The sequence below is a fragment of the Brenneria izadpanahii genome, assembly GCF_017569925.1.
Classification (GTDB): Bacteria; Pseudomonadota; Gammaproteobacteria; order Enterobacterales; family Enterobacteriaceae; genus Brenneria; species Brenneria izadpanahii.
On the sequence record NZ_CP050854.1, the window covers coordinates 170,822 to 184,289 of the forward strand.

12 protein-coding genes are annotated in these 13,468 nt (G+C 59.3%); 6 read left to right on the forward strand and 6 right to left on the reverse strand.

The annotated features are described in order from the left end of the window. The first annotated feature begins 9 nt into the window (after positions 1–9). Genes HC231_RS00750 through HC231_RS00775 form a run of 6 tightly spaced genes read left to right on the forward strand, consistent with a single transcriptional unit; the run spans position 10 to position 6,587 of the window. Positions 10–1,605: an ABC transporter substrate-binding protein gene (locus HC231_RS00750; RefSeq protein ID WP_208229294.1), complete on the forward strand. Its 1,596-nt coding sequence runs from the start codon at positions 10–12 to the stop codon at positions 1,603–1,605. Continuing rightward, complete coding sequence (locus HC231_RS00755; protein WP_208229295.1) at positions 1,605–2,615, forward strand: ABC transporter permease; 1,011 nt, start codon at positions 1,605–1,607, stop codon at positions 2,613–2,615. The genes HC231_RS00750 and HC231_RS00755 overlap by 1 nt, the downstream gene beginning before the upstream one ends. After that, positions 2,612–3,514 carry an ABC transporter permease gene (locus tag HC231_RS00760; RefSeq protein ID WP_208229296.1) on the forward strand — a complete coding sequence of 301 codons (903 nt, stop codon included), beginning with the start codon at positions 2,612–2,614 and terminating at the stop codon, positions 3,512–3,514. The genes HC231_RS00755 and HC231_RS00760 overlap by 4 nt, the downstream gene beginning before the upstream one ends. Beyond that, the gene (locus HC231_RS00765) at positions 3,515–4,342 is read left to right on the forward strand and encodes an ABC transporter ATP-binding protein (RefSeq protein ID WP_208229297.1); all 828 of its coding nucleotides are present in this window, start codon (positions 3,515–3,517) and stop codon (positions 4,340–4,342) included. Further along, positions 4,342–5,082 (forward strand): ABC transporter ATP-binding protein, encoded by a 741-nt coding sequence (locus HC231_RS00770; RefSeq protein WP_208229298.1) that lies wholly within the window; start codon positions 4,342–4,344, stop codon positions 5,080–5,082. The genes HC231_RS00765 and HC231_RS00770 overlap by 1 nt, the downstream gene beginning before the upstream one ends. Next, positions 5,079–6,587 carry a serine hydrolase domain-containing protein gene (locus HC231_RS00775; RefSeq protein ID WP_208231175.1) on the forward strand — a complete coding sequence of 503 codons (1,509 nt, stop codon included), beginning with the start codon at positions 5,079–5,081 and terminating at the stop codon, positions 6,585–6,587. The genes HC231_RS00770 and HC231_RS00775 overlap by 4 nt, the downstream gene beginning before the upstream one ends. A gap of 573 nt (positions 6,588–7,160) precedes the next feature. Here the strand turns inward: HC231_RS00775 and HC231_RS00780 are convergent. The 6 genes from HC231_RS00780 to HC231_RS00805 are packed head-to-tail and all read right to left on the reverse strand — an operon-like array spanning position 7,161 to position 13,458. Continuing rightward, positions 7,161–8,111, reverse strand: coding sequence for an isoaspartyl peptidase/L-asparaginase family protein (locus HC231_RS00780; protein ID WP_208229299.1), 951 nt, complete (start codon positions 8,109–8,111; stop codon positions 7,161–7,163). A 57-nt stretch (positions 8,112–8,168) separates the two neighbouring features. Beyond that, positions 8,169–8,990 (reverse strand): M55 family metallopeptidase, encoded by an 822-nt coding sequence (locus HC231_RS00785; RefSeq protein ID WP_208229300.1) that lies wholly within the window; start codon positions 8,988–8,990, stop codon positions 8,169–8,171. A 10-nt stretch (positions 8,991–9,000) separates the two neighbouring features. After that, positions 9,001–10,059 carry a DmpA family aminopeptidase gene (locus HC231_RS00790; RefSeq protein WP_208229301.1) on the reverse strand — a complete coding sequence of 353 codons (1,059 nt, stop codon included), beginning with the start codon at positions 10,057–10,059 and terminating at the stop codon, positions 9,001–9,003. 9 nt (positions 10,060–10,068) lie between these two features. Continuing rightward, the gene (locus tag HC231_RS00795) at positions 10,069–10,968 is read right to left on the reverse strand and encodes an ABC transporter permease subunit (RefSeq protein ID WP_208229302.1); all 900 of its coding nucleotides are present in this window, start codon (positions 10,966–10,968) and stop codon (positions 10,069–10,071) included. Between the two features lie 8 nt (positions 10,969–10,976). Further along, on the reverse strand, positions 10,977–11,897 hold the full coding sequence (locus HC231_RS00800) for an ABC transporter permease (RefSeq protein WP_208229303.1): 921 nt from the start codon (positions 11,895–11,897) through the stop codon (positions 10,977–10,979). A gap of 19 nt (positions 11,898–11,916) precedes the next feature. Then, positions 11,917–13,458, reverse strand: a complete 1,542-nt coding sequence (locus HC231_RS00805; RefSeq protein WP_208229304.1) for a glutathione ABC transporter substrate-binding protein — start codon at positions 13,456–13,458, stop codon at positions 11,917–11,919. Between the last annotated feature and the right edge of the window lie 10 nt (positions 13,459–13,468).

A 13,468-nucleotide genomic window follows, 5' to 3' on the forward strand; every position in this document is an offset into this window, starting at 1 on the left:
GAGGTGTTTATGATTACCAGGAGACGTTTTCTTGCCGGATGCGGCGCCGTACCATTCCTTTCCTATCTGAATCTTCACTCCGCGTTTGCCGCCACTCCGCCCACCATGCTGGTGATGGCGATACAGTTGGACAACATGACCAGTCTCGATCCGCATGAAAGTTTTGAGTCTGTCGGTTCTGAAATCGCCGGTAACCTTTATCAGCGTTTGGTGATGCCGAATCCGGAGAAGCCGAGCGAAGTGAAAGGCGAGCTGGCGACAAGTTGGGAAGTGAGCAACGAGGGAAAAACCTTTACGTTCCACCTCGATCCCAATGCCAAATTCTCCGACGGCAGCGCGGTAACGGCGGAAGACGCGGCGTTTTCATTGCAGCGCGTGGTCAAACTGGACAAAAGCCCGGCGTTTATCATTAACCAGTTCGGTTTTACCAAAGATAACGTTGAGCAGCACGTTACCGCGCCGGACGCTCATACGCTGGTGATTAATCTGGACCAACCCGCGGCGGAAACCTTCCTGCTGTATTGTCTGTCGGCGCCGGTAGGCAGCGTGGTGCAGAAGAAAGCGGCGTTGGCCAATCAGCAAGGGGACGATCTGGGCAACGCCTGGGTGAAACAGCACAGCGCCGGTTCGGGGGCGTTTACCCTGCGCGCATGGAAAGCCAGCGAGAGCGTGATCCTGGAGAAAAATTCCCATTACCCGACGGACAGTAAAATTCAGCGCATCATCATGAAGCATATTGTCGATCCGTCCGCCCAGTTGCTGATGTTGCAGAAAGGGGACGTCGATATCGCCCGCGATCTGACCAGCGAGCAGCTGCGCCCGATTCTGAATGACGACAATTACCATGTTATTCGCAAGGATGTCTCCACCATTATGCTGATGTCCTGCAACACCACCAATGAACTGCTGAAAAAACCGCAGGTCTGGCAGGCGCTGAAGTGGGCGGTGGATTATGAAGGCATCCAGAAAAACATCATTCCGTTGACGCACCGCGTGCATCAAAGTTTTCTGCCCGGCGGATTCCCGGCCGCGCTGGACGATACCCCGTTCCATCAGGATATCGCCAAGGCTAAAGCCCTGCTGGCGGAAGCAGGCTACCCGGACGGCTTCGAGATCACCCTCGATCACTACTCCGCCCAGCCTTATCCCGATATCGCCCAGGCGATCCAGACGCAACTGGGGGCTATCGGCATCAAAGTCAGGCTGATTTCTTCGGAGAACCGTCAGGTATTGACCAAAATGCGCGCCCGTCAGCATCAGTTGGCCATTACCGCCTGGGGCGCGGACTATTTCGATCCCAACTCCAATACCGAAACCTTCTGCGTAAACACCGATAACGGCGAAAATGCCCGTAACCGCACGCTGGCATGGCGCTGCGGCTGGTCAGACGAGAAGTTCAATACGCTGACCGAGCAGGCGCTGCATGAAAGCGATGCGGATAAGCGTATTGCGCTGTACGAAACCATCCAGCGCGAACACCGGGAACACAGCCCGTTTATTATGCTGATGCAGAGTACGCTGCCGATTGCCTGCCGTAAGAATATCAGTGGCGTCAACATGACGGTACTGCGTGATAGTGCTTATGAGCAGGTGAAAAAAGCGTAATGTCGGTATTTAAACGTTTCCTCAGTACGCTGGGGAGTTTGATTCTGACGTTGTTCGGCCTGTCGGTGCTGACATTCTTCATCGGTCGGGTAATGCCGACCGATCCGGTGTTGGCGGTAGTCGGCGACAACGCGCCGGAATCGGTAGTGGCGCGCGTGCGTCAGGAAATGGGGCTGGATCAGCCGTTATGGGTACAGTTTATTCGCTACCTGCATCAACTGCTGCAAGGCGATCTGGGTAATTCGGTACTGACCTCCAACCCGGTGATAACGGATATCGCGCGCTTTTTCCCCGCCACGCTGGAACTGGCGACCGCGGCGATTATTATCGCCGCGCTGGTCGGCATTCCGCTCGGCGTATGGGCGGCGGTGCGTCAGGGCTCCTGGGTCGATCAAACCATCCGGGTGGTCTGTCTGGCCGGGCATTCACTGCCGGTGTTTGTGCTGGCGCTGCTCAGCCTGCTGATTTTCTACGCGGTGCTGGGCATCGCGCCGGGGCCGGGACGTCAGGACATTATCTTCCAGGACATGGTGCCGCAGGTGACCGGGCTGTTGACGGTGGATTCCCTGCTGGCCGGCGATTACGACGCCTTTAAGGACGCCGTCGCCCATATGGCGCAGCCGGTGTTGATACTGGCGTATTTCAGCATGGCCTATATCACGCGCATGACGCGCACCTTTATGCTCAATGCGTTGAGCGGTGAATTCGTCATTACCGCGCGGGCTAAAGGGTTGTCATCACGCCGGGTGATCTGGCGTCACGCCTTCCCGACGGTGGCGGTGCAACTGGTGACGGTGCTGGCGCTGACCTATGCCGGTCTGCTGGAAGGCGCGGTGGTGACGGAGAACGTCTTCTCCTGGCCTGGGCTGGGACAATACCTCACCACGGCGTTGATGAACGCCGATATGAACCCGGTGGTTGGCACCACGCTGTTAGTCGGCACCCTGTACGTCTTGCTGAATCTTTGTGCCGATATTCTCTACCGACTTTGGGATCCCCGCGTAAAATGATTTTTCCTGTATCACGAGCTTGGTTGCTCGACGAAACGCCCGTAACACGCCGCCAGGCCGTATGGGGCCGGCGCTACCGGCTATGGCTGGGATTACGGGCAAACCCGATGGCGATGATGGGGTTGGCGGTTATTCTGTCGGTGTTGCTGTTGTCGCTGGCGGCGCCGCTATTAACCTCTTTCAATCCTGGTTTTCAGGATCTGGCTAACCGGCTGGCGCCGCCTTCCGCCAAGCACTGGCTGGGCACGGATGAGCTGGGGCGCGATATCTACACCCGCATCCTGTACGGCGGCCGTACCACGCTGGGCATGGTGATTGCCGTTGTGGCGCTCACCGCGCCTATCGGTTTGCTGGTGGGCTGCGTCGCGGGTTACGCCGGCGGGCTGTTGGATAAGATTCTGATGCGCGTGACGGATATCTTCCTGTCGTTTCCGCGCCTGATTCTGGCGCTGGCCTTCGTGGCGGCGTTAAAGCCCGGCGTGGAAAGCGCCATTCTGGCGATCGCCCTTACTTCCTGGCCGCCGTATGCCCGGCTGGCGCGGGCGGAAACCATGCAGTTCCGCCACAGCGACTTTATTGCCGCCAATCGCCTGACCGGGGCGACGCCAATGCGCATTATTCTGCGCCATATCATGCCGCTGTGCGTACCCAGCCTGATTGTTCGCATCACGCTGGATATGAGTTCGATCATCATCACGGCGGCCAGCCTGGGCTTTCTGGGCATGGGGGCGCAGCCGCCTTCACCGGAATGGGGAACGATGATCGCCACCGCGCGGCGTTTCCTGTTTACCGAATGGTGGGTGCCGCTGATGCCCTGCGTGGCAATTTTCCTGACTTCGCTGGCGTTTAACTTTTTAGGTGACGGTTTGCGTGACGTACTGGATCCAAAGGAGCGTTAAATGCTGGTGGAAATTGAAAATCTTCGCATCACGTTTACCAACGGGAATGAAAAGTCCGAGGCGGTGCGCGGCGTATCCTTGAGCATTGGTAAAGAGAAGTTCGCCATTGTCGGGGAGAGTGGCTCCGGTAAATCGCTGACCGCCCGCAGTCTGATGCAGTTACTGCCGGGCAACGCGCAGATTCAGGCGGATAAACTCAGTTTTGACGATATCGATCTGCGCGGCGCTAATGAAAAAACCATGCGTCAGATCCGCGGCAAGCGCGTCGGGTTTATTTTACAGGATCCGAAATACTCGCTGAATCCGGTGATGACCATCGGCCAGCAGATTGCGGAAGCCTGGCGGGAGCACAAAGGCGGCAGTAAACGCGCGGCGATGGCGGCGGCGGTCGAACTGTTGGAGCAGGTGCGCATTCGGGAGCCGCGGCAGGTCGCCATCCGCTATCCGCATGAGGTGTCGGGCGGCATGGGGCAGCGGGCGATGATCGCCATGATGCTGGCGCCCGATCCGGAACTGCTGATTGCCGATGAGCCGACCAGCGCGCTGGATGCCACCGTGCAGGCCGATATTTTGAAGCTGATTGACGATCTGGTGTCGCAGCGGGGGATGGGGCTGATTCTAATCAGTCACGACCTGCCGCTGGTATCGCATTTCTGCGATCGGGTGGCGGTGATGTATGCCGGCCGGATTGTCGAAATGCTGGCCGCCAGCGATTTGCATCAGGCTCAGCACCCTTATACCCAGGGACTGCTGGCATGTCTTCCTTCTTTGAAACATCCCCGGGATCGTCTTCCGGTGATGAAACGTGATGCAGCCTGGAAAAACTGATGATTACACTTGATAATTTGCGTATTTCATTCGGCTCGACCGCCGTGGTGAAGGGGGTTTCTTTTCAGGTGGAAAGCGGCGCCAGCTTCGGCATCGTCGGAGAAAGCGGTTCGGGAAAATCGACGATTTTACGCGCGTTGGCCGGGCTTAACCATGATTGGCAGGGCAGCATACTGTTCGGCGGCATGGCGCTGTCGGCCCATCGCGGCCGCGATTTCTTCCGTCAGGTGCAGATGGTGTTTCAGGATCCTTACGGTTCCCTGCATCCCCGCCAGACGATCGATCGTATTTTGCAGGAACCCCTGCTGGTGCATCACATCGATCGCGCTGAACAACGTATCGCTCAGGCGCTTGATGACGTGGGGCTGCCGTCAACGGTGCGTTTTCGTTTCCCTCATCAATTATCCGGCGGGCAGCGTCAGCGCGTCGCCATCGCGCGGGCGCTGATCGCCGAGCCGGAAGTGCTGTTGCTGGATGAACCGACATCCGCGCTGGATGTGTCGGTACAGGCGGAAATTCTCAATCTATTGATGGATATCCGTCAGGAGCGGAAACTCACCTACCTGATGGTGAGCCACAATCTGGCGGTGGTCACCCATCTGTGCGAGCAGGTCGGCGTGATGCAGCACGGCGAAATGGTAGAGATACTGAGCGCCGAGGATTTACGTGCGGGGCGAATGCAACATCCGCACACGACAGAACTTTATACGTTAAGTATGGCGTTAGAGGAGCCGGCATAATGTTGAACTGGAAACGGGCGACGGAAGTCGCCCAATCAATGACAGAACGCTGGGATCACGACCATCAACCGGGCGGGGCCGTTGTGCTGTTCGATCGCGAGCAGATTCAGGCCGCCTGCTGCGGCGGGTTGGCGGATCTGGCTCAAGGCACGCCGTTCAGCACCAGCAGCGTGGTGCGTTTTGCTTCGGTCACCAAGCATCTGTTCGCGGCGATGGTCACCGGACCGATGGCAGACAAGGTATCGCTGACGGATACGCTGGCGCAGCATCTTCCGCAGTTGACCGGCGCGAACGGCCAGGTCGCCGTGGGGCAGGCGCTGGATATGACCGCGGGGCTGGACGATATTCGCGAAACCCTGTCTCTTTTGGGCTTATCGGTTTACAACGCGACGCAGGCCGCCGATTTGCTTCAGTTTGAAGCCGATATGGGGGAGCTGAACTATCCGGCAGGCAGTGAGATTTCCTATTCCAACACCGGCTACCGGCTGGTGGAGGAAGCGTTAAAAGCCAAAGGGATATTGTTTGCGGATTTGCTGCAACAGCACGTCTGCGATCCGCTGAATATTCGCCTGTACGCGCCGGAAACCTGGTTTGATATCGTTCCCGGCCTGGTGCCCGGCTATTGGCAAGGAGATCGCGGCTGGCAGTTGGCCAGCGCCGGTCTGCATCTATCCGCGTCCGGCAGCGTGGCCGGCAGCGTGCGCGATTTGAGCGTTTGGCTACAGGCGCTGCTGCGCGATGACGGACCGGGCGCCGGCGTGCTGGCCCGGCTTTCCGCGCCGCGCCGGTTGGCGGATGGCCGCACCACCGGATACGGGCTGGGCATTGCCCATACGCAGCTCGGCGAGGCGCATCTGGTCGGGCACGGCGGTTCCCATGCCGGATATAAGACCTATTTCCTGCTCGATCCGCGGCAGGGCGCCGGGGTGGCGTTGGTCGCCAACCGGGAAGACGTCGCCACCTACGACGGCGCGCTGCGCATTATGGCCGCTCTGCTGGAGCAGCCGTTGCCGCAGCCGGGACATGCGTTGACCAGCGGTCTGTATGCTTCCGACAGCGGCAGCGACTGGTTGGAGATTAGCGGCGATACCGCCTGCTGGCTGGGGGCGAGTGATACGCTGTACCGCAGCCGCGATCCGGCCGAGGCGGTATCGCTTTCCAGCCATATGCCGATGCGGTTGCGGCAAAACGGGATCGCGATAGAAGGGGAGATTGGTCATGTGCCCCGTCGGTTCCTTCCCGTAGAAGCGGATGACAGCATCGATCAGGCGCAAGGGCGCTGGTTCTATCCGCAATGGCGCAGCGAACTGGCGATTACGGGCGACCGGCTGGTGATGGGCATCGGTCCGGCGGCGATAACCGCATCGCTGATTTCTCTGGGTAAAGGCCGTCTGCTGGCGACGGCGCAGGATGGCCCGTGGGAAAAACGTTTTGCCATTCAGCTTGAGGGCGACGGTATGAGGCTATTGCTGAACCGCAGCCGGATCGTGAGATATCAGCGCTGAGGACGCCGACAGGATAGGCGAGTTTCAAGGATGAGACGGCTATTCCGCGTCGCTGGCGGCGCGGTAAGCGCGTTCCGATTGTGAAGGCATCGCGCAGCGGCAATCCCTCTTTATTTATGAGGATTCCTCTGCGCCTGCGCGGGGATAACGGTCAAGTCCACTACTGGAAAGGCTTTTACGTAGATTCGAAATATTGTCGTTGATTACCCCCTCCCTGCCTCCCCCTTGTCAGGGGAGGAGACAACCCGTTAACAGCGCTGAATCTACTCCCTCCCTTGTCAGGGGTAGGAGATAATTCGTTAAAACACTGGGTTTACTCCCTCCCCTGGGAAGGGGAGGGTTGGGGTGGGGTTGGAACCAGCAAACTCCCCCTCTTCAGAAGAGCCTACCCGAACCGCTTATTGCATATCACCGATAAATACTGGCTACCGGATCCCTCCCCTGTCAGGGGTAGGAGATAATTCGTTAAACACTGGGTTTACTCCCTCCCCTGGGAAGGGGAGGGTTGGGGTGGGGTTGGAACCAGCAAACTCCCGCTCTTCAGAGGAGCCTACCCGAACCGCTTATTGCACATCACCGATAAATACTGGCTACCGGATCTCCCCCGACATAACCGTAACCGCGATACATGCCTTCACTGTTGAACGGCAGCGCGATGTTGCCGTCGCCATCGACGGCGATCAGGCCGCCGCTGCCTTCCAGCCGCTTCAGCTTCTCCATCACCACGCGGTCGGCGGCCTGTTGCAGCGACAACCCGGCATACTCCATCAGCGCCGAGACATCGTAGGCGGCGACGGTGCGCATGAAAATTTCGCCGGTGCCGGTGCAGGAAACGGCGCAGGTCTGGTTATTGGCATAGCAGCCGGCGCCGATAATAGGGCTATCGCCTACGCGTCCGGCTTGTTTATTGGTCATGCCGCCGGTAGAGGTGGCCGCCGCCAGATTGCCGTTGCTATCCAGCGCCACAGCGCCGACGGTGCCGAACTTGCGATCGGGATCGATAGGATCCTGGGATTGACCGTCGTGATCCAGTATCACCTGCCCTGTTCCTGATTGGGCGTTGTGCAACTGGCGGCGGCGTTCTTCGGTGGAGAAAAAGTCCGGTTCCACCATGTCTAAATGGTGCTGACGGGCAAAATCCTCCGCGCCCGCGGCGGTAAACATCACGTGCTGACTGCTTTCCAACACGGTTCTGGCCGCCCGCACGGGATTACGGATATGGCTGACGCAACTGACCGCTCCCGCGTTCAACGTGCGTCCATCCATAATGCTGGCGTCCAGCTCGTGGGTTTCATTTTGGGTAAATACCGAACCGTGCCCGGCGTTAAACAGCGGACACTCTTCCAGCAGCCTAACGGCTTCGGTCACTGCATCCAGCGCGCTGCCGCGCTGCGCCAGAATCTGCTGTCCGCTGGCGACGATCGCGCGCAGTTCGGCGAGGTAGCGTTGCTCTTTCTCCGCGCTCATCGCCGCGCGGGTCAGCGCGCCGGCTCCGCCGTGGATCACAATTACTGCTTTTCCCATGCTGCAATTTCTCTTTTCAATAGGTTAGAACGGAGGAAGCGGAAATGACGGCGCATATCAATTTTGCGTCGTCGCCAGGTAAGAAAACGCGCTTAACAGGCTAATCAGTTCTGCCATGCTCTGGGCGGTATAACCGACGGTGACGGCATCCTGCCGCGCTATGCCGGGGAGCAGGCAAAACAGATCCGCCAGTACCGGTTTCGCCACCATCAGCTCAAGGCGATAGGGCGCTTGAATACGTGATGTCACGCGGTTGTGGGCGTTTCGCACCGCTTGCATGGCGGACTGCCGAATAAGCTGACGGGCGGATTCCGGGCTGAGCGACTCGGCCGCATTTTGCGAAATGGCGCGTTTTACGCAGGCATAAGCGGCGTCGGGATAATAACGGGCGATCCACTGTTGCAGCGTATCATCGCCGCTGACCAGCCAGAGCGGCGTGTTGTATTCGGCGCCCGCCGCGGCATAGATATCGCTTTCGCCCATGATCTCGCCGTTAATGCGCACCCGGTAAAACGCCCGTCCGTTGATGGTGTGGGCCAGCACGCCGAATTCGCCGGCGGCGCTGTGATAGCCGATAAACATCATGCCGTCGAACTGCTGCTGTTCCAGACCTTCGACCATGGACAGGCCGCGCGGCTTACCCTGAACCAGACGGGCGCGGGGATCGATGTTCTCCGCCCGCAGATTCACCATGGCGGCATGGCTGTCGGCGACCACCACTTCAGCGGCGCCGCCGGCGAATGCGCCGTCAATCGCGGCGTTGACTTCTTGCTCCATCAGTCCTCGGGCGAGCTGATATTCCGCCGCTCCAGGGCTGCACTGCTCCGGGCGCATTACGCCGGCAATACCCTCAATATCTGCCGAAATGAAAACCTTCATGACCAATTCCTTAATCAGATAACTCTTTTACCAGACGATCCAGCACCTGACGTAGCGCCGGGCGGTAGTGCCCGCGGAAACCCGTCACGGCATCCGCACTTAACAGGGCGTCCAGCACCGCGTGTTCGGTGGCGTCGGCTGCGGCGCTCAGCAGCGGCTCAAGCTGATTGTCCGCCGGCGGCTGCGGCTGCGGACAGGTGGAGAATGCGACGGAGATATCGCCGGAACCGTGGCCCCAGTAGCTGCCCAGTCGGCCTAACCCCGCGCCGGCGCGTTTGGCGATGCGCTTAAGCTGGCGGGCATCCAGCGGCGCGTCCGTCGCCATAATAATGATGATCGAACCGGCGTCCTGTTGCGGCGCCAGCTCAGGCAATAGCGGCGCGATGGCTTCGCCGATCTGTACGCCGTCCAGCGTTAGCGCGGAGAGCGCGCCGAAATTCGCCAGCACCAGCACGCCGAGCGTGGCGCCCAGTTCCGGGATGCGGCGCGACGCGGTGCCGATACCGCCTTTCAGACCGAAACAGCTCATGCCGCGGCCCGCGCCGACGCTGCCGCGTTCAAAGGTTTCTTCGGCGCATTCCAGCGCCTCGCGCGCCATATGCTCGGTCACGGCCAGCGCCTGAATATCGTTCAGCCAGCCGTCATTGCACTCCAGCGCCAGCGGGTTCACGGTGGGAAGGGTGCGGCCCAGTTCGGGGTTATGGGCAATCGCGTCGCGCGCCAGCGCGGTAAACAGCGTTCCCACGGCCAGCGTATTGCTAAGCAGAATCGGGGTCTGCAACAGGCCGAGCTCTTCAATCTGCACCAGTCCGACGGGCTTGGCGAAACCGTTCAATACCGCGGCGCCGCAGGGCAGGGGATGGGCGAACAGGTTGCTGCCGGCCGGCACAATCGCGGTGACGCCGGTCTGCGTTTCGCCTTTCGCCAGCGTAGCGTGCCCTACGCGCACGCCCGCTACGTCGCTGATGCTATTGCGCGGCCCGCTGGCGCCGCGGGGCGTGCCTAGCCGCCCCTGTTCCCGCCAGCGGCGTAACAGCAGCGCTATTTGTTCCTGTTGATAGGGTGCCATGTCGGTTCCTTAGCTTTTCAATTTGGGATCGAGCGTATCGCGCAGCGCATCGCCCAGCAGGTTGAAAGCCAGTACGGTGAAAAAAATAGCCAGACCGGGGAACACGCTGACGTGCCACTGGCCGGCCATCATCAGGCTGCGGCTCATGGCCAAAATATTACCCCATTCGGGAACGTCCGGCTCCGGGCCGAGGCCGATAAAACTGAGGCTGGCGGCGGTCAGAATGCTGGTGCCGATACGCATGGTGAAATAGACGATCACGCTGGGCAGCGTACCCGGCAGAACATGGCGCATCAGCACAATGCGGTCCGGCGCGCCGGCGCAGCGCACCGCCTCGACATAGGCCGCCTGTTTCAGCGACAGCGTGGAGGCGCGCACAATGCGGGCGAAGACCGGCACGCTGAAGATGGCGACGGCAATAATCACGTTATTCAATCCCGGACCGAGGATCGCCACCACGGCAATCGCCAGCAGCATGCCGGGAAAAGCGAACAGCACGTCGGAGCCGCGCATGATCAGCATATCGATCCAGCGGCCGTAATACCCGGCCAGCAGACCCAATACAATACCCACCAGCATACCCAGCGTGACGGAGAAAATGCCGATATACAATGAAATACGCGCGCCATAGATAATTCGGCTCATCACGTCGCGCCCCAGGTCATCGGTTCCCATCCAGTGGGCCGCCGAAGGGGGAGAAGATAGCGCCATCCAGTCTGGCTCCTGCGGGTTGTACGGTGCCAGCCAGGGCGCCAATAGGGCCACCAGGATCAACAGCAAAATAAATCCGCCGGAGGCCAGCGCCATCGGATTACGGATAAACACCTGGACGAAATCGCGCCAGGGCGAACGAATGGTATTTTCGTCAAGGGTCGCAGCCGCCACGGCGGGCTCGGAAGGAAGGTTCATCTTATCTCCTAACGTAAGCGAATCGCCGGATTGACCACCGCATACAGCAGGTCCACCAACAGGTTAATGACAATAAATTCGAAAACGAACAGCATGACCAGCGCCTGAATAACCGGCTGATCCTGCGTTTTGATGGATTCTATCAACAGCCAGCCCAGTCCCGGCCAACTGAATACGCTTTCCACCACGATGGAGCCGCCGAGCAGAAAGCCGAACTGTAGCCCCAGCATGGTGATTACCGGGATAAGCGCGTTACGCATCACATGTTTCCAGGTGATCAGCCGGTTGCGCAGCCCTTTGGAACGGGCGGTGCGCACATAGTCTTCCTGTGCGACTTCCAGAAAAGCGGAGCGGGTAAAACGCGCCATCACCGCCGCCACCGATGCGCCCAGCGTGAGCGCCGGCAGGATGATATCGCTAGGCTGATTAAAGCCGCTGACGGAGAATATCCCGAACGGCATGGCGACAAACTGGATCAACAGTAAACCCAGCCAGAACGGCGGCATGGAGATTCCGCCGATGGCGAAACTCATTAATGTCCAATCCTGCCATTTGCCCCGTTTTAGCGCGGAAACGACGCCGACCAGCAGGCCCAATACTACCGACCAGGCAAAACCGGCCAGCGCCAGCCACATGGTGGGCATAAAACTTTTGCCGATCACCTCGATAACCGGCTGCTGGGTGCGGTAAGTGACGCCCAAATCGCCTTTAAACAGGCCGCTGAGCCAGTTAACGTATTGCTGCGGCAGCGGATCGTTCAGCCCCAACTGCTGACGCGCCGCTTCCACCGCTTCAATCGGGGCGTCGGCCCCGGCGTAAATGCGCGCCGGATCGCCCGGCAGCAGTTTGATAAAGCCGAACACTAACAGGGAGACCACCAGCAGAACCGGGATCATTTCCAGCAAACGTCGAACGATATAGGCAAACATGGTGTGCTCCCCGAGTCTGTTACTTAAATTCCGCCTGATCGAAGATCAGCGAGCCATCCGCCAGCATATAAACGCCGGACAGGTTTTTCGCTTTCCCCACCAGGTTATCCGGCGAGCCGAGGAAGGCGACGGCCGCATCCTGCCAAATCAGCTTTTGCGCTTCGGCATACGCCGTGGAGCGCTTCGCCGGGTCGGCGGTTTGCAGACCGGCCATAATGGCTTTATCTACCGCAGGGTTGCTGTAGTAAGAGACGTTATAGGCGGTCGGCACCCAGGATTCGGTGGCGAACAGCGGACGCAGCGCCCAGTCGGCATCGCCGGTGGAGGTTGACCAGCCGCCGTAGTAGAGGTCATATTCCGCCTGTTTCGGATCCTGCACGCCCCACAGCTTGGCGTTGCGCGCGCCGGAGTCCATCGGGGTGACGGTGGCGCGGATGCCGACCTGAGCCAGTTGCTGTTTGAGGAACTGTGCGCTACGAACCGCCGCCGTTGCGTTGGTGGTCCACAGTTTCAGATCGAGCCCGTTGGCGTAACCGGCTTCTTTCAGCAGCGCCTTGGCTTTCTCCGGGTTGTAGCTGTAATCCGGCGTGGCTTGCTTCTGATAGAACTGAACGTTAGGCGGCATAGCCGAGGTGGCGGGTACGCCCATGCCGGCGAATCCGACTTTCAACCACATATCGCGGTTGATGGCGTAGTTGATCGCCTGACGCACGCGCACATCCTGCAACGGTTTGTGCTGGGTATTGAGCGACATGTAGTAGAGATAAATCCCTTCATCGCGCTGTACCGCCAGCTTGGCGTCGCTTTGCACCGCGTTCAGCAGATCGGACGGCAACGGATAGATGGCGTCGACCTGACCGGACTTCAGCGACGCCACGCGGGTGGAGTCTTCCGGCGCCGGGAAGAAGGTCACGCTGTCGACTTTCGGCCAGCCTTGCTGCCAGTAGTTGTCGTATTTCACCAGCTTCACGTCTTTACCCTGCTGCCAGGCGTCGAATTTGAACGGGCCGGTGCCGACCGGATGGAGACGCAGCTGGGCTTCGTCAGGATATTTTTTCAGCGCTTCCGGGCTGTGCATCACGGCGGAAGGGTGCGCCAGGGTATTAATAAAGGCGCCGAACGACTGGTTAAGATCGATTTTTACCTCGGTAGGGGAGACGACCGTAACCGTTTTGATCATTTTAAACAGACTGTTGCGTTTCAAACCTTTAGTCTGATCGGCCAGTCTGTCGAGGTTGGCTTTAACCGCGTCGGCGTTGAACGGGGTGCCGTCCTGGAAGGTGATCCCCTCGCGCAGGGTGATGACGAATTCGGTAGCGTCGTCATTGCTGGTGTAGCCGGTAGCCAGTCTGGGCTCCAGTTTCATTTTGTTATCAAACTGAAACAGGCGCTCAAAAATACCGCTCTGAATGGAATAGCTCAGCGTATCGGAAGTGTCGTGCGGATCCAACCCGGTAATATCGGCGTAGATGGAAATACGAAGATCCTGTGCCTGGGCAACGGCCGCCAGACACAATGAGAGCCCGAGGGCAACCGCGGTTTTGCGAACAAATAGCTTCATGGTGTCTCCT